This window comes from Demequina ureilytica (genome assembly GCF_048553575.1).
GTDB lineage: Bacteria > Actinomycetota > Actinomycetes > Actinomycetales > Demequinaceae > Demequina.
Map to the genome: position 1 here is coordinate 1,372,183 of NZ_JBLZIE010000001.1, position 16,804 is coordinate 1,388,986.

A 16,804-nucleotide genomic window follows, 5' to 3' on the forward strand; every position below is an offset into this window, starting at 1 on the left:
GGCCGCAGTAGGAGGGCGCACCTACGCGGACAGTTGCGGAGTCTCGACAGCGAGCGCAGCGCGCAACTGCTCGATGATTCTCTGGAGCAGCCTGGATACCTGCATCTGGGTGACCCCGAGGCTGGCGGCGATCTCCGACTGGGTGCGCTCCTCGCAGAATCTCAGGCGGACGATCCACTGGTCGCGCTCCGACAGCTGCGAGCAGGCGCGGTCGAGCTCGTCGACGGTCTCCACCCAGTCCAGCGCCAAATCGTCGCCGGTGATGTTCGTGGTGATGGCCACGTGTTCGGAGAGGGGGTCGAAGCTGTCGAGCGAGGTCGCACGCCGGGCCTGATGGGCTCCCTGCGCCGCGCGCACCGCGCCGGCGGGAACGCCGATGGCGTCCGCGATCTCGTGAGTGCTCGGTTCGCGGCGCAGTCGCTGCCGCAGGGGCTCGATCTCGGCGGCGATCTGATAGTCGAGGTCCTGAAGTGAGCGCGGTGGGCGCATGGACCATGAGTGATCGCGGAGGTAGTGTTTGCACTCTCCCGAGATCGTGGCGGAGGCGTACCCGACGAACTCGGCGCGGACGTCGGGATCAAAGCGATGCGCCGCCTTGACTAAGCCAGCATAGGCAACCTGGCGCATGTCGGCGTATTCATTGTGCCCTCGGCAATGGCGCCACGCGATGGACTCGGCAAGTTCCATGTGGTCGAGTATGCGATGTTCTATATCGCGAGGACTGTGCGCGGAGCGCGTCGGATCTGCGGGAATTGCATTGGGGTGAGGCATGGTGAAACACTCTCCAATCGATGAGCGTGCCACCCCTCAAAGGCCCTACACATTCCGCTAGTACTCAGAGAAGCACCGTCCTCCTGACTCGTCAAACGCAGAGCAAGGTACCTGCTATTGGGCAGATACCTTGCTCTCGAATCCTCTACAGGCGGTCCCGGAGCTCCTCCGCGCCTTCCGTGACGCGCGCGCAATGCGCGCAGCAGTACATCGCCGTCGGTGTCTCCACGCCATGACCGAGCACCTTGCAGCCGCAATGGGCGCACGAGGGCGCTTCTCCATGGATGGCACATTCAAAGCTGTCGTACGTTGCTCGATGATCGCCGCGCACAATATCGAATGCTTTGTCGTATTCATTGCCGCACATGTCGCATTTTGCCATGTTGCTGTCCTTTCACCTGTGTTTCCGCCATTGCTCGGCGCTCTAGGGCCAGCTGGGCTCCTCGTCGTGGCACACCAGCAGCTCGCGCACCTGGGAGCCCGCGGGCTGAGTCAGGGCGAAGAGGACGGCGTCCGCCACCGCTGTGGGGTCATTCAACGAAGCGTCGTCCGGTGGCCGATACTGCTCGTCCCGTCCGTCAAAGAACGCCGTCTTCATACCTCCCGGGATGAGCGTGGTGACACCCAGGCGGCCCCGGGTCTCCGCTGCCAGAGCACGCGAGAACCCGATGACGCCGAACTTCGACGCGCAGTACGCGGTCGCATCGGGCAGTGCTCTCAGGCCGAGCGACGAGGCGACCGTGACGATCCGGCCGCGGCTCGCAAGCACGTGCGGCATGGCGGCCCGGGCCACGTTGGCCGTACCAGTCAGGTTGACGCTCACCACTGAGTCCCACGTCTCGGCTGGCACTGTGTCGAACGAGCCGGGCTTGTCGATTCCCGCCGCCGTGACCACAGCGTCAAGACCCCCGAGTTGGGAAGCCGCCTCGTTCACGGCAGTCTCCACGGCCGGCCCATCGGTGACGTCGACTTCGAATGCCAGGTGACCCGAGGTCGTCGAGCGGTCGAGCACGACGGGCGTCCCGCCCGCGTCGGCCACGGCCGCCACCACTGCGGCGCCCAGGCCGCTGGCACCGCCGCTGACCAGCACGCGCCCCACTTGTCGGTGTTCGCTCACGAATCGCTCCTCTCGTCAGTCGCCGCGCGCGAGGGCATCGGCGTAGTGGGTGGTGGAGAGCCCGGCCACGAACGGCACCGCCGCCACGGTGCCACCCCAGCGGGCCATGGTGCGGGCCTCAGGAAGCTCTTGTCCGACGTAGTCGCCTCCCTTGACCCACACGTCGGGACGCAGGTACTCAAGCGAGGACTCCGGAGAATCGTCGTCGAAGATCCATACGCCGTCCACGCACGCGAGCGCATGCAACAACGCCGCCCGATCGTGCTGCGCCATCAGTGGGCGAGACGGGCCCTTGAGGCGCTTCACCGAATCGTCTGAGTTCATGCACACGATCAGGCAGTCGCCGAGGGAGCGGGCCGCCTCCAACGTGCGCGCGTGGCCCGCGTGAAGAATGTCGAAGCAACCGCCGGTGGCGACCACCGTGCCTCCCGCAGCCCGAACACGCTGAACGACGGTCGCGCAGTCCTCGACGATGGCCGCGGGGGCGGGGTGGCGCGCATTGACGCCGCCGGCTGCGAGGAAGTCCCGCGCCACCGTCACAGCGGTGGTCAGGCCATCGGCTGCAGTCGCGCCGACGGCTAGTTGTGCGACAAGGGCAGACGCAAGCCGGTCGCCTGCTCCGCAAGGGTCGGCTACGGCGAGCGGAGTTCCGGGGACGGCGAGAGCGGTTCCCCTGCCATCCGCGTCACAGAGCACGGCTCCTTGAGCTCCACGAGTGACGGCAACTGCCTTCGCCCTCCACAGCCGACGGAGCCGCCGCGCGCTCTCGATCGCCTCACCGAGCGAGGCAGTGCTACGCCCCGAGGCACCAGCAGCCTCGCTGGCATTCGGTACCGCGACTGCTACGCCCGCCACCGGGGCGGGCCCTTTCGGGTGGGGGTCCCACACCACCGGCACGGTCCTCGTCGCCTGCTCGATCACCTGCCTCAGCTCGTGACAGTTCGCGACGCCGCGGCCGTAGTCCGAGACAAGCACCGCATCCGCCGTGGCGACAGCACTCGTCATCTCGGGCGTGCACGTGAAGGGAGGAGCCTCCCGACCGTTGCCGACGTCCAGGCGAGCGATCGCGTGCCCCTCAGCCCGCACACGTGTCTTGACGGGTGTGCTGGCAGGACCCGTGTCCGAGATGAGACGCACGCCTTTCAGCGCCGCGCGCAGATCGTCCGCCGCGCGGTCCATGCCCATGCGGCTCACCAGCGTGACCTCATGGCCATCGTCTGCGAGAAGGCGAGCGGCAAGCCCGGCGCCTCCGGCGCGCACGTCGCGGCCCTCCACGTCGACAACCGGCACGGGTGCGTCCGGCATAAGGCGCGAGCTTGAGCCCTGGATGTCAACGTCCAGCAGTGCGTCCCCCACCACTACGATTCGCATGCGCCACCCCCAAAGCCAACGGCGTCGTCGAAGGCGCGGCACAGTGCATGGATCGCCACGAGCTCCACCTCTTGTATCGAGGGCGACGCTCCTTCAAGTACCAAGGCGTCGTCCACCGCTCGTGCGAGCGGGTTCGGGGCGGCACCGGTGATCGCCCATGACGTCAGGTGCGACCGCCGGGCCGCATGGGCGGCCGTCAGCAGGTTCGGACTGCGCCCGCTGGTGGACAGCAGCAGCAGGATGTCACCTCGCCGTCCATGCGCCTCAACCTGGCGCGCGAATACGTCCTCGAAACCGTAGTCGTTGCCGATGGCGGTCAGCGACGAGGTCTCGGACGTGAGCGCGATCGCAGAATAGGCCGGCCGGTTGCCGTCAAAGCGGCCCACCAGCTCTGCCGTCAGATGCTGGGCCTCGGCCGCCGAGCCCCCATTGCCGGCGACGAGCAGCCGCCCTCCCGCGGACAGCCGCTGCGCGAGTGTCACGCCCCACCGGGCGATCTGGCCGCTTGCGTTGCGCAGGCTTGCGAGTGGGGTATCGATCGCGTGGAGATGGTCGGCGACCAAGGCCTCGGCGCGGCTCCGCTGGGGTGCGATGCGGGAGACCGGCACGGCCGCGGTCATGACCGCACCGACCCTGTCGCCTCAAGGGCACCGACGCTGCTGGCGCTCGCTCTCTTCCGAGCGCTTGCGCCGGCGTAGGCCTTCTCCGTCAGCTCGGCGACCCGCTCCCAGGTGAACTTCTGCTCCACGCGCTCACGGCCGCGACGCCCCAACTCCGCACGCAGGGCTGGGTTGTCTGCGAGGCGTGCGATGGCGGTCGCCAAGCTTGCGACGCTGCCCGGTGGCACCAGTAGGCCCGTCCGGCCGTCCACGACCGTGTCGGTGAGCCCCCCGGTCGCGGCTGCCACGACTGGGACACGGCAGGCCATCGCCTCCAACGGAACGATGCCGAAGGGCTCGTACCAGGGCATGCACGCGACCATGTCCATCGAACGCAGCGCGTCGGGGAGGCGGTGGTGGGGCACCTGACCGTGCACGATGACCCGATCGGCGACTCCGAGTGAGGCGGCGAGGTCCAGTAGTCGGGCGCATTCGGCGTCGCGCTTGGTCTGTTCCGCGTCGCCAGCTCCGCCGAGGATGTGCAGTTCGACGTTGCGGCGGTAGTGGCCGTGGAGCCACGCGAGTGCCTGGATCACGGTCTCGACGCCCTTACGAGGCACCAGCCGACCTACGCTGGCGACTCGAATGGCGGCGCCTGGGCGCGGCTTGACGACATCGTCAACCGCGAAGAGGTCGATGTCGACGCCGCACGGTGCGACGGAGACGTGTTCCCCCGCGACTCCCATGGCGCGCAACTCGAAGACCTCGTCGGAGCATGTGGCGATGACGCCGTCAGCGGCGAGCCCCAACTCGCGCTCCCGGTCGATCCGCTCCGGCGGACTGGTGTCGTCACGGCCCTGGTGGCGGCGCTTGACGACACCGAGCGCGTGAAACGTCTGAATCACGGGGATGGGGGCGCCGTGACGTTCAACCGCTCGCCGGGCTGCGATGCCTGACATCCAGAAGTGAGCGTGAACTACGTCGGGACGGTCCTTGTGCCAGTGGCGAGCGACCCGGTCCCCGAACTCGTCCATGTGCGGGTGGAGCTCGTCGCGCGGGATGTGGTGGGCGGGACCGGCGTCGACGTGCACCACCTCGACACCTGGGCTCGCCCCCACGCGGGCGGGCAGCGCCGGGTCGTCACGCCGGGTGTACACCGTGACGTCGTGGCCTCGCCGCGCGAGGGCCGCCGAGAGGGCCGCCACGTGGACGTTCTGGCCGCCCGCATCGGCGCCGCCAAGCGCCGCGAGTGGACTGGCGTGCTCCGAGATCATCGCAATGCGCATGGGTTCCCCTTCTCTGTCTCCTGTGTGTCGTCGATGCCATCGATCAGTTGCTGGACCGCTGCGAGGACACTCGTCGCAACCGTGCGGGCAGCGTCAACCTCCTGTGCGCGCGTGCTCGGCGTCGGCACGAGCACGCCGGCGGCACCGGCGGCACCCGCCGCTTCCACGTCGGCACCGATGTCGCCGATCATCGCGATGTCATTCGCATCCATGCGCCAAGACCTGGCAGCGCTCAAGATCAGCCCCGGCGCGGGCTTGCGACAGTCACAGCCATCTCCGGGTGCGTGCGGGCAGACGAACCATCCGTCGAACGGTCCCAGCAGCGCCTCGACGCGGGCGTTGACGGCGTCGACCTGAGCGGGTGTCAGCAGGCCCCGGCCGATGCCGGACTGGTTGGTGGCGACTCCTACCTTGAGCCCCCGCGAGCGTGCGAGCGACACCGCCTGCGCGGCGGTCGGCATCGGGTCGACGGCGTCCGGATCGCCGTTCCAGGGCACATCCACGACCAGCGTGTCATCGCGGTCGAAGAGTATTCCGCGCACAAAACGGACATAGGGCGTCATGGAGAACTCGTACCCGAGCATCCGCTCACCAAACGTGGCGTGCGAGAAGTGAGCGGGAGAGCCGCAGGCACAGGCTTGCGAAGGGGCGCTCAAGGGACGATGTCGCGCGCCCGCCGTCGCGGGAGATGCTCGCTAGAGAACTAGGGTGCGTGTACGCCCTCGGGCCCCTGGGCTGCCAGGGCGGCGGCGAGATGTTCGCCCCAGTGCATCGCCTTCTCCTCCTGGCCGCCGAGGAGCAGGGCGCCGGGTTCTGCGGAGCCAGTGACGAGCGCAACGGTGAACGTGTGAGGCTCGTCGAGAGGCACGCAGCCGAGGTCCGTGAGGCGGCCGATGACGGCGCGGGCGGCACCGTGCCCTAGCGGTCCGCGGATGCCGGTCTCGAACGCCGCGCAGTACCGCTCGCCTGGAGGCACGTTGTCGAGCCACTCCCGAATCGAGGGGTGGCTCACGTCGGCGTGGAGCCCCGGGCGTCCGTACACCTTGGCGGTCGCAGAGGCGCGCGAGGCGTCCGTAGGGAGGTTCATCGCATGGACCGGGGAACCGACGACGATGAGCCGCGCGCGTTCGACGACTGATGGCGTGGCCCGGTCCGTGGTGAGCGCGACGGCACCGTTTCCGAGACCTCGCGCGATGGCTTGCGCGATGGCGGCGGTGTTGCCCCAAAGCGACTCGTATACGACGACGGTGTCCATGTTCCCGGTATACGCCTTTTGGGGAGGTTCTGCCATGGACCTAGGTCCCACCGCTCGGAAAGGCAGCCACAACGCCGCGCGGCACGCCGCGCCAAAAGGAGCGACGCGCCGCGCGGTCGTGCAGAAGGTCAGGCCACGGAGGTCATCATCCGGTAGAGGAACGCGGAGTACGCGTCCCGCGTGGTCTCTTCCTCAGGTCGGAACGTGCCGTCCGACCAACCCGTGGAGAGGCCGGCGTCGTACATCCAGTTGATCTCGGTGTAGAACTCCGTGTTGTCCTCGGTGACGTCCGTGAAGTGCGATGTCTCGGGCGCGACGTAGCCCTCGGGGTCGAGGTGCCTGAAGAGGAACGCCGCCATCGCGTCGCGCGTGGTTTCGTCCTCAGGTCGGAACGTGCCGTCCGACCAACCCGTGGAGAGGCCGGCGTCGTACATCCAGTTGATCTCGGTGTAGAACTCCGTGTTGTCCTCGGTGACGTCCGTGAAGTGCGATGTCTCGGGCGCCACGTAGCCCTCGGGGTCGGCGAGTCGGAACATGAATGCCGCAACCGCGTCGCGAGTGATGGGGGCGAACGGCCGGAACGTGCCGTCGTTGAATCCCCTCGCGTACCCGTTGCGCCACATCCACTCGATTGCCTCGTAGTGCTCGAGTCCGACGGACACGTCGGGGAACGGCGGGTTGCCGATCCTGTCGGCCTGCTCGACGTCCGCCATCCACGATGCCACCCAGCTGAGCGCCGAGTTCCAGTTGACGGTGATCTCGTTGGTCGCCCAGGACTGGATGTGGTCCACGTAGCACCGCTGCGGGGCACAGTCCTGATTGGGGTAGAGCGCCGAGAACGTGGGGTCCCACGTGCCCGTCTGGGTGTTGGGCCCGCCCGCTACCGAACCCGCGGGCGGGTTGGGGAGTTCGGCGTTCAGCTGGTTGGCGAACCAGCGCGAGTGCTGGTTCTGGCTGCTGACCTCGCCGTAGCCCGTGATGTAGGACCAGTTGAGCGCATTGCGGCCCAGCAGGTAGTCCATCGACTCGATCGCGGCGTCCGCGTAGGGCCTGTGGCCCGTGATGTCGAACGCGGTGCCGAGCACCACCTGGTTGTTCAGCACCTGGGAGTTGGATCCCCACACGAAGCCGTCATCGGGCAGTGCTAGGCCAAACTCCTGGCCCTGCTGCACCGCGAGGATCCCGTCGGCACCCGCCACCACCTGAGCGGTGATCTCGTTCCGCTCGGAGAAGTCGCTGTCCACGGTGGCGAGGTTCATCTTGGCGATGGCGTCGAGCGCGTCCCAACTAAATGCGTCGGTCGGGAACGAGTCCGCCTCGTGGATTGGGGAGTCGAGCAAGAAATCCTCGTACTGGCTCTCGCCCGTGGTGAGGAACAGCTCGGCCGCCGCCCAGTAGAACTCGTCGGTGACGTCGTCGTCATCGTAGGGTCCGCCGCCATCAGCGCCGTCTGCCGCGGGGGCGTACAGATCCGGGGTGCCGAGCGCCGCCTGCCACGTCGACTCCGCCGCAGCGAGAAGCTCGTCCGCGAAGGCCTGGTCGTAATCGGCGTACAGCCGTGCGCCTTGAGCAGCGGTAGCCGCCACGTTGAGGGTCGCTGCCGTCGACGGCCGGTGCAGCTCGCGCACCTGAGCATCGTTCGCCGGCATGAGCGGCAGTCCGGTCCAGCCGTCGTCGTGGATCTTGTGGTGGACCATTCCCTCGAACTGCGCGCCCTGGGGCACCTGCATGGCGAGCATGAACTCGAGCTGCCAGCGCGCCTCGTCGAGCACGTCAGGAACGTCGTTGCCCGTCTCCGGCAGGTTGAGGGTGTCGTCCCCAAGCGCGCCAGGGGCGGCCGCATCGGCGATGGTGGAGCGCTCGTATGTGCCCAGCAGCTGTGCAGTCGAGATGCCGCCGTTCACCACGTACTTGCCGTGATCGCCAGCGTCGTACCAGCCGCCCACCACGTCGAGCGTGTAGTCGCACCCGTCCCACCCGTAGGAATCGGTGTAGACCGCAGCGACATCCGTCGCGTTCTGGCAGGGGACGTCGAGGTCGCCTTGGTTCACGTTGCCGTCAGCAGGAGACGACACGTGGCCTGCGGCTCGCGCGTAGTCCTCACCCACGATCGCTCCATCGATCTCGATGCCGGAGCGCGCGAGGTAAAAGTAGTTGAGGGAGTCGTAGCGCAGCTGCTGGTAGGCGTCCGTGCCGATCTCGAACGCGTACGACGTCTCGCCGTCAGCGGTCAGCGTGTACTCGCCCGACTCGGTGACATCGGAGAAGTCGACGGCGTGCACGTTCATCCCTGCGGACTCGTCGACCCCGAGCGGTGACGTCGAGCCTGAGGCGACCACCGCATCGGCGCTGTCGCGCAGCTCCCATGCGACGGGCGCGGTCTCGTCGGTGACGAGAGTGGCCCCCTTGGGGCCATGAGCGAGATAGCCCACCTGGTTCACTCGTACGCGCGGACCAGTCTCCGGCTCGTAGGGCTCAACCGACACGCCGCCCAGGTAGGAGACGTTGTCGAGGCAGAACTCCCACTCGGAGTCGGAACCGCCGAGCTGGAAGCCGAGTCGCGGATCAACCGGATCGTCGTTCGCCTGGTGCGATGTCTCGTAGCGAGTCCACTCGGCATCGTTGCCGGCCGCGATCTCTCCATACGACGCGTAAGCCCCGCCCTCTTGCTGAACGATCGCCCGCACGGGCCCAGCAGCAGCGGCGTCGAAGCTGAACAGGTAGTCACTCGCGATCAGCTCGAGGTCCTGGTGGATCGCCACGTCCCACGGGTTCGTGGTGCCTGCGGGCACCGTCGCACAGAACACGCCGTCCTCGACGCGAGCGGTGTCCTCGACGAACCCGTAGTGCGTCCAGCCGGTGAGGTCGTCGTCGAAGGTGCCGTTGAGGACCTGCTCGATGCCAGGTGGGGCCACGGAGACGTTGTCCACGCAGAAGGTCCAGGACTCACTCGCGCCGCCGACCTGGAAGGCCGTCTGCAGGCCCGTGAGGTCCTCGTCGACGGTGAAGGCCGTCTCGTAGCGCACCATCTCGGTGGTCAGCGGCTCCGTCGCGTTGGCGAGCTGTGTGTACGGCTCATCGGGGAACTGCACGAGCCCTACTGCGGTGCCGGCGCCTGTCGACGACGACGCGTCGAAGCCGAACACATAGTCGCCAGGGGAGAGGTCGAGCGCGTCTTGGCCGACGATTGCGTCCCACGGGTTGGTAGTGCCTCCCGGGACATCGACGCACAGCGCGCCCGAGTCGATGGTCGCGCTGTCGGTGAGGTTGGGGGTGGTCCACCATGGGTCAATGGTGGTCTCGAAGTCGCCGTTGAGGACATCTGCGCTCGCTGGCGCGAGTCCGACGGCGACGAGGACGGCGGCACCTGCCGCGGCGATAGTGGCGCGTCTTGGCGCGGCTCTGTTCACAGTGCTCTCCTTTGAGCTCTCGACGAGTACCCAATCGAAACGATCCGAGTCGGGTAACCGGAATCTAGCAAGAAACGTTTCGATGCGCACGAGACTGAGCGTTAACATCCGGAAATACGCCATCTGTCAGGCGCTTCACTGGTATACACCCGACGGCGACGGCGACGGCGAGCGCTCGCTCACCTGCGCATCGGCCGCATGGAGAGGAGGGCGCTAGTGGTCAGTGCGCCGCAGCACGTCGCTCAGCTGGCGCGCCGCGTCCATGACGGCCGATGCGTGGGCCGCCGCGGGGTGGCCCGTGAGCCTCTCGATGGGGCCGGAGATCGACACGGCGGCGATCACGGTGCCGGCCGTTCCCCACACGGGCGCGGAGACGGATGAGACACCTGCCTCGCGCTCGCCTGCACTCTCGGCGTGCCCGGCCTCGCGGACCGCGGCGAGGTCTGCGGCCGTGAAGTTCGCGTGCGCGAGGGCGTGATGAACGCGGGGAGACTCGTCCCACGCGAGCAGCACCTTGGCGGCAGAACCGGCACCCATGGTCATGGTGGTGCCGACGGGGATCGAGTCCCGCAGTCCGACGGGACGGTCGACCGCCGCGATGCAGATGCGTTGGTCACCGTGCGGGCGGTAGAGCTGGCTCGACTCGCCTGTGCGGTCGCGCAGCGTGGTCAGCACCGGCAGTGCGGCCGAGACCAGGCGATCCTCGCCCACCGTTGCGGCGAGCTCGGAGAACCGACGCCCCAGGATGAAGGCGCCGCTCGGATCGCGGCCGACGAGGTGGTGGTGCTCGAGCGCGAGGGCGAGCCTGTGCACGGTCGGACGGGCGAGGTGGGTGGTCGTCACCAGCTCGGCGAGGGTAGCGGGCCCCTGCTCGAGTGCACCAAGTATCGCTGCCGTCTTGTCAACGACGCCGACGCCGCTATGATTGTCCATAGAGCGATACTAGCGTCTCAAAATGTGAGATGTCGAGCACGGAGGTTGAAATGGGCAACACCCTGGCAGAGAAGCTGTGGGCCGATCACCTGGTCCGCAAGGGAGAGGACGGCGCGCCGGACCTCATCTACATCGACCTCCACATGTGTCACGAGGTCACGAGCCCGCAGGCCTTCGAGGGACTGCGGCTCGCCGGGCGCGAGGTTCGCAGGCCGGACCTCACCATCGCGACCGAGGACCACAACACCCCCACGCTCGACATCGACAAGCCGATCGCGGACCTCACTAGCCGCACGCAGGTCGACACGCTTCGCAATAACGCGAAGGAGTTCGGCGTGCGCATCCACTCGCTGGGCGACGCCGACCAGGGGATCGTCCACGTCGTGGGACCGCAGCTGGGGCTGACCATGCCCGGCATGACGGTCGTGTGCGGCGACTCGCACACCTCGACGCACGGCGCGTTCGGTGCGCTTGCGTTCGGCATCGGCACCTCCGAGGTCGAGCACGTGCTCGCCACGCAGACGCTGCCGCTCAAGGAGTTCAAGACGATGGCGATCAACGTCGACGGCGCTCTGCCCGAGGGCAGCACCGCGAAGGACATCATCCTCGCCGTGATCGCGAAGATCGGCACCGGCGGCGGGCAGGGCTACGTGCTTGAGTACCGCGGCGAGGCGATCCGGTCCCTGTCGATGGAGGCGCGGATGACCATCTGCAACATGTCCATCGAGGCAGGGGCCCGCGCGGGACTCATCGCCCCGGACGAGACGACCTTCGAGTACGTCAAGGGCCGCCCGCACGCCCCCGAGGGAGCGGACTGGGACGAGGCCGTCGAGTACTGGCGCACACTCGTCACGGACGACGACGCCGTCTTCGACACCGAGGTGAACCTCGACGCGAGCGAGCTGGAGCCCTTCGTCACCTGGGGCACCAACCCCGGTCAAGGGCTGCCGCTCAGCGCCTCGATCCCCAACCCCGAGGAGATCGCGGACGCAGACGAGCGCGAGGCCGCCGAGAACGCGCTGGTCTACATGGGGCTCGAGCCCGGTCAGCCGCTGCGCGAGCTGGCGATCGACACCGTGTTCCTGGGCTCGTGCACCAACGGCCGGATCGAGGACCTGCGCGCCGCCGCCGCGATCATCCAGGGCCGCACCAAGGCGCCGAACACTCGCATGCTCGTCGTTCCCGGCTCGGCGCGCGTGCGCCTGCAGGCCGAGCAGGAGGGCCTGGATCAGGTGTTCCTCGACTTCGGCGCCGAGTGGCGCAACGCCGGCTGCTCCATGTGCCTCGGCATGAACCCGGACCAGCTGAAGCCCAAGGAACGTGCCGCGTCCACCTCGAACCGCAACTTCGAGGGGCGCCAGGGCAAGGGCGGCCGCACCCACCTGGTGAGCCCGCTCATCGCCGCCGCTACCGCCGTCCGCGGCACCCTGTCCAGCCCCGCCGACCTCGAGGATGCCGACGTGCTCGTCGGCACCCCGGCCTAAGGAGCCAGCCATGATGGAGAAGATCACCACCCACACCGGCATCGGCGTCCCGCTGCGCCGTTCCAACGTCGACACCGACCAGATCATCCCCGCCGTCTACCTCAAGCGAGTGACGCGCACGGGCTTCGAGGACGCGCTGTTCGCGGCCTGGCGTGGGGATGATTCGTTCGTCCTTAACCAGGAGGCCTACAAGCAGGGCTCCGTGCTGGTCACGGGCCCCGACTTTGGCACCGGCTCGTCCCGCGAGCACGCCGTTTGGGCGCTCAAGGACTACGGCTTCAAGGTCGTGCTCGCCCCGCGCTTCGCGGACATCTTCCGCGGCAACTCGGGCAAGCAGGGCCTCGTCACCGGCATCGTGACGCAAGAGAACATCGAGCTGATCTGGAAGCTGCTCGAGGCCGAGCCCGGCAAGCAGATCACCGTGTCCCTCGAGGACCGCACCGTCACGTGCGGCGAGCTCACCGTTCCCTTCGAGATCGACGACTACGTGCGCTGGCGCCTGCTCGAGGGGCTCGACGACATCAGCCTGACCCTCAAGCACGAAGAGGACATCACGGCCTTCGAGAAGACCCGCGGCTCGTGGCGCCCCAAGACGCTGCCTGCCAAGACGGAGCCGGACTTCCACGTGGAGGCAGCCCGCGCGGTCGACGCCTGACAGTTCCTTCGCCTGTAGGAAGGTTCTGTACACGGTTCGTCCTCAGGGTGCGTGCTGTAGGAAGAGTCGGTGCGACTACGCGCCGAGCCAGTGACCGCATCGGCCGCTCGCCCGCTCCGAACTAGGCAAGTGGCGCCCATGCGCATCCGCGTGTGGGCGCTCACGAGGCAAGTGACGGTCACGTGACGTCTGTCGCGACGCCAGCCGTCAGTCAGCGTGGGCGTTTGAGCATGGCTTGCCTCCAGGTCGACGAACTCCGTCGAACGTGAGCATGGCTTGCCTAGTTCGGGGACGGCCGCGAGGAAGGGTGCGCAAACAGTGCGGACGCGCGGGTGCGGGGGCAAGAGTGGGCCCACCCAGGCGGGCATGGGATGCTCTACACCATGACTTCTCAAGTCCCGGTTGAGACTGCATCCCTGCGCGCCGACGCAAGAACGGTGGGGCGCGTCGCGGCTGCCGCGATGGTGTGCGGCGCCGCGGTGCTGCTGTTCGCGATTCACGAGCGTCCGCTGGGCTACGTCCCGCTGATCGCGGGCGTGCTGCTGGCCTTCCTCATCGACCGCAGCCTCGCCAAGGACCTCAGCCTGATCGCGATCGGCCAACTGATCATCTCGACGATCTCGCTCGAGGCCGACCTGTCCGACGCCGGGATCACGCGGTTCGCCGTCGTGCTGTCGCTGGCCGTGCTGGTGCCATGGGCGCTCGCGCGCTACTGGCTGAAGCACGACGCGGTGAAGTTCCCCGTGAATACGGGGGTGAGGTGGACCAAGGCCCAGTGGTGGTACCTCGTGTTCGTGATCGTCGCGGGCTACCTGATCCTGCCGTTCTACTTCATCGGCTCGGGCGCGTACATGAACTGGCCGGAGATCACCGGCGGCAACGAGATCGCACGACTGTTCATGGGCGTGAACGCCGTCGGGATCTGGGACGAGCTGTTCTTCATCTGCACCGTGTTCGCCCTGCTCAGGCGGCACTTCCCGATGTGGCTCGCGAACATCCTTCAGTCGCTGGTGTTCGTGTCCTTCTTGTGGGAGCTCGGCTACCGCGAGTGGGGGCCGCTGCTGACTATCCCGTTCGCGCTCATCCAGGCGTGGATCTTCTCGCGCTACAAGTCGCTGCCGTACGTCATCACGGTGCATCTGCTGTTCGACGCGGTGGTGTTCGCGGTGCTCGTGCACGCTCATCATCCGGACTTGTTCAACTTCTTCATCACCGTGCCGGGGCGCTAGTTGCAGCCTGCAACGTTGTAGCCTGAATGCCACGAACTGAGGGGCAGGGACTATGACGCCGACGCTGCGGGAAGTGGCACAGCTCGCAGGCGTGTCCATCAAGACCGTCTCCAACGTGATCAACGGCTACCCGCACATCCGTCCCGCGACGCGCGAGCGCGTCGAGGCTGCCGTCGCGGAGCTCGGATACACGCCCAATCTCACCGCGCGCAATCTGCGCGCCGGACGTTCCGGCGCCATCACTTTGGCCCTTCCCGACATGGGCCTGGCGTACTTCGCCGAACTCGCGGCGCAGGTCATCGAGGCCGCCGAGGCAGCAGGGCTCATCGTCCAGCTGGAGCACACGGGCGGGGATCGCGATCGTGAGCTCGAACTGCTCCGTAGTCCCCGTCGCCAGTCGAGCGACGGCCTGATCTTCAGCCCTCTCGGCATGAGTCAGGACGATGCTCCCGCGCTCGATGTCCCATACCCGCTGGTGCTGCTCGGCGAGCGAATCTTCGACGGCCCGGCCGACCACGTGACCATGCGCAATCAGGACGCCGCTCGCGCCGCGACGGAGTACCTGCTCGCATCCGGTCGCCGTCGGATCGCGATCATCGGCGCCCACGAGGGTGAGGTCATCGGCTCGGCGGGGCTGCGGTTCGCGGGCTACCGTGCCGCCCTTGAGGGGGCGGGCCTACAAGTTGACCCCGCTCTGGTGGGCTACACCGGGCAATGGCACCGCGCGAACGGCGCGGAGACGATGCGGGCGCTACTTCGGTCAGGGGTGGACTTCGACGCGGTTTTCGGGCTCAATGACACGCTCGCTCTCGGAGCAGTCCGGGTGCTCCTCGAGGCCGGGCTGCGGATTCCCGACGACGTGGCGGTGGTCGGCTTCGACGACATCGAGGAGGTGCGTTATTCAGTGCCTTCCCTCACGAGCGTGCACCCAGGTCAGGATTGGATCGCGCGGACGGCAGTGGAGACGCTCATCGCGCGCTTGGCCTCGCATGGTCGAGGTCAACGGCCGACGCCAGTTACGCGGCTCGCTGACTTCTCGATCGTCGAGCGCGAGTCCGCTCCACGCGGCTGACGTGTGGCGTTCTGCGACGCGCAGGTCACAGAATCATAAAGTCACGGCTCAACGGTTGACACGCGCCCACGTCAGCCCCACTATGTCTTTACAACGTTTACTTTCCAACGTTGTACAAGCAAGTTAGGGCTCACCGCCGAGTCACTCACGTGGCTTCCAGCGGGCTGGCCCCATCGCATTCAGACAAGGGTGTCGAACACCGCGAGAGGAAGCACCACATGAACACGAGACTCATGGCAGCCACGGGGCTTGCCGCGCTCGGCATAGCGACGCTGGCCGCGTGCTCGTCGGGAGACGACGGCGAGAACGGCGGAACCGGCGAGGCTGGCGGGAACGGCGGTTCCGACCAGGCGTGCACCAACGAGATCGTCAACGAAGACGCCACGCAAGTGCTCGTGTGGGCGTGGTACCCGTCCTTCGAGCCGGTCGTCGATCTGTTCAATCAGACGCATGACGACGTCCAGGTGTGCTGGACCAATGCTGGACAGGGCAACGACGAATACTCGAAGTTCTCGACTGCCATCGAAGCCGGATCGGGTGCTCCTGACGTGATCATGCTCGAGGCCGAGGTGCTGTCGAGCTTCACGATCAGGGACGCGCTCGTCGACCTGACTGAGTACGGCGTCAACGACATCGAGGACGACTACACCGAGGGCGCATGGTCCGACGTCAAGAGCGGCGAGGCCGTGTATGCGGTGCCGGTTGATGGCGGCCCGATGGGCATGCTGTACCGCAAGGACATCTTCGACGAGTACGGCCTTGAGGTGCCGGAGACGTGGGAAGAGTTCTCAGAGGCCGCTCAGGCGCTCAGCGATGCGGGTGCGCCCGGCGTGCTCGCCGACTTCCCGACCAACGGCCGCGCCTTCAACCAGGCTCTGTTTGCCCAGGCAGGTTCGACGCCGTTCGTCTATGACAGCGAGAACCCGCAGACCATCGGGATCGACGTCAACGACGAGGGCTCCAAGGAAGTCCTCGCGTACTGGGCGGACCTCGTCGAGCGCGGTCTGGTCGCGACGGACGACGCCTTCGCTGCCGACTACAACACCAAGCTCGTCGACGGCACCTACGCCGTGTACATCGCGGCAGCCTGGGGACCCGGCTATCTGGCGGGCCTGTCGGACGCTGACGAGGGCGCCGAGTGGCGCGCGGCTCCGGTTCCGCAGTGGGACCCAGCCAACCCGGTGCAGATCAACTGGGGCGGCTCGACCTTCGCTGTCACCTCGCAGGCGGATGACCCGGAAGCCGCGGCGCTCGTCGCCAAGGAGATCTTCGGCACCGAAGAGGCGTGGGAGATCGGCATCCAAGAAGCTGCACTGTTCCCGCTCTGGAGGCCGATGCTGGAGTCGGAGTACTTCGCCGAGTTGGAGTACCCGTTCTTCGACGGGCAGCAGATCAACAAGGACGTCTTCCTTGAAGCAGCTGCCGGGTACGAGGGCTTTACCTTCAGTCCTTTCCAGAACTACGCATACGACCAGCTGACCGAGGAGCTCTTCGCGGTGGTCGAGGGGGAGAAGAACTCGGACCAAGCGCTGGACGATCTGCAGGCGACGCTCGTCCAGTACGCCGAGACTCAGGGATTCACCGTCAACTGATCTCACTGGTCGGGGGGGGGGGGGAAGGCT

Annotated in this window: 15 protein-coding genes; 5 read left to right on the forward strand and 10 right to left on the reverse strand. The window is 67.2% G+C overall.

The annotated features are described in order from the left end of the window. Positions 1–21: 21 nt before the first annotated feature. From ACNI3K_RS06335 to ACNI3K_RS06380, 10 genes are all read right to left on the reverse strand, one after another. Positions 22–771, reverse strand: coding sequence for a sigma-70 family RNA polymerase sigma factor (locus tag ACNI3K_RS06335; RefSeq protein ID WP_419391114.1), 750 nt, complete (start codon positions 769–771; stop codon positions 22–24). 145 nt (positions 772–916) lie between these two features. After that, positions 917–1,153 (reverse strand): metallothionein, encoded by a 237-nt coding sequence (locus tag ACNI3K_RS06340; protein WP_419390995.1) that lies wholly within the window; start codon positions 1,151–1,153, stop codon positions 917–919. A gap of 42 nt (positions 1,154–1,195) precedes the next feature. Then, positions 1,196–1,888, reverse strand: a complete 693-nt coding sequence (locus ACNI3K_RS06345; protein WP_419390996.1) for an SDR family oxidoreductase — start codon at positions 1,886–1,888, stop codon at positions 1,196–1,198. Positions 1,889–1,903: 15 nt separating this feature from the next. Beyond that, entirely contained in the window at positions 1,904–3,259 is a 1,356-nt protein-coding gene (locus tag ACNI3K_RS06350) for a PfkB family carbohydrate kinase (protein ID WP_419390997.1), read from the reverse strand. Beyond that, complete coding sequence (locus ACNI3K_RS06355) at positions 3,247–3,879, reverse strand: D-sedoheptulose-7-phosphate isomerase (RefSeq protein ID WP_419390998.1); 633 nt, start codon at positions 3,877–3,879, stop codon at positions 3,247–3,249. Before ACNI3K_RS06355 ends, ACNI3K_RS06350 begins: the two co-directional genes overlap by 13 nt. Further along, positions 3,876–5,144: a glycosyltransferase gene (locus ACNI3K_RS06360; protein WP_419390999.1), complete on the reverse strand. Its 1,269-nt coding sequence runs from the start codon at positions 5,142–5,144 to the stop codon at positions 3,876–3,878. Before ACNI3K_RS06360 ends, ACNI3K_RS06355 begins: the two co-directional genes overlap by 4 nt. Continuing rightward, positions 5,129–5,707: a D-glycero-alpha-D-manno-heptose-1,7-bisphosphate 7-phosphatase gene (locus tag ACNI3K_RS06365; RefSeq protein ID WP_419391000.1), complete on the reverse strand. Its 579-nt coding sequence runs from the start codon at positions 5,705–5,707 to the stop codon at positions 5,129–5,131. Before ACNI3K_RS06365 ends, ACNI3K_RS06360 begins: the two co-directional genes overlap by 16 nt. 140 nt (positions 5,708–5,847) lie before the next feature. Beyond that, entirely contained in the window at positions 5,848–6,399 is a 552-nt protein-coding gene (locus tag ACNI3K_RS06370) for a flavodoxin family protein (protein WP_419391001.1), read from the reverse strand. Positions 6,400–6,527: 128 nt separating this feature from the next. Beyond that, positions 6,528–9,809, reverse strand: a complete 3,282-nt coding sequence (locus tag ACNI3K_RS06375) for a glycoside hydrolase family 9 protein (protein ID WP_419391002.1) — start codon at positions 9,807–9,809, stop codon at positions 6,528–6,530. A gap of 213 nt (positions 9,810–10,022) precedes the next feature. Beyond that, positions 10,023–10,742, reverse strand: coding sequence for an IclR family transcriptional regulator (locus ACNI3K_RS06380; RefSeq protein ID WP_419391003.1), 720 nt, complete (start codon positions 10,740–10,742; stop codon positions 10,023–10,025). 50 nt (positions 10,743–10,792) lie between these two features. Between ACNI3K_RS06380 and leuC the strand changes: the two genes are divergently transcribed. The 5 genes from leuC to ACNI3K_RS06405 all read left to right on the forward strand — a co-directional run bounded on the left by leuC (position 10,793) and on the right by ACNI3K_RS06405 (position 16,774). Next, positions 10,793–12,226 (forward strand): 3-isopropylmalate dehydratase large subunit, encoded by a 1,434-nt coding sequence (gene leuC / locus ACNI3K_RS06385; protein ID WP_419391004.1) that lies wholly within the window; start codon positions 10,793–10,795, stop codon positions 12,224–12,226. A 13-nt stretch (positions 12,227–12,239) separates the two neighbouring features. Beyond that, entirely contained in the window at positions 12,240–12,881 is a 642-nt protein-coding gene (gene leuD, locus ACNI3K_RS06390; RefSeq protein ID WP_419391115.1) for a 3-isopropylmalate dehydratase small subunit, read from the forward strand. A gap of 383 nt (positions 12,882–13,264) precedes the next feature. Then, on the forward strand, positions 13,265–14,110 hold the full coding sequence (locus ACNI3K_RS06395; RefSeq protein ID WP_419391005.1) for a CPBP family intramembrane glutamic endopeptidase: 846 nt from the start codon (positions 13,265–13,267) through the stop codon (positions 14,108–14,110). Positions 14,111–14,183: 73 nt separating this feature from the next. Further along, positions 14,184–15,182 (forward strand): LacI family DNA-binding transcriptional regulator, encoded by a 999-nt coding sequence (locus ACNI3K_RS06400; protein ID WP_419391006.1) that lies wholly within the window; start codon positions 14,184–14,186, stop codon positions 15,180–15,182. 218 nt (positions 15,183–15,400) lie between these two features. Beyond that, positions 15,401–16,774 carry an ABC transporter substrate-binding protein gene (locus tag ACNI3K_RS06405; protein WP_419391007.1) on the forward strand — a complete coding sequence of 458 codons (1,374 nt, stop codon included), beginning with the start codon at positions 15,401–15,403 and terminating at the stop codon, positions 16,772–16,774. Positions 16,775–16,804: the final 30 nt, after the last annotated feature.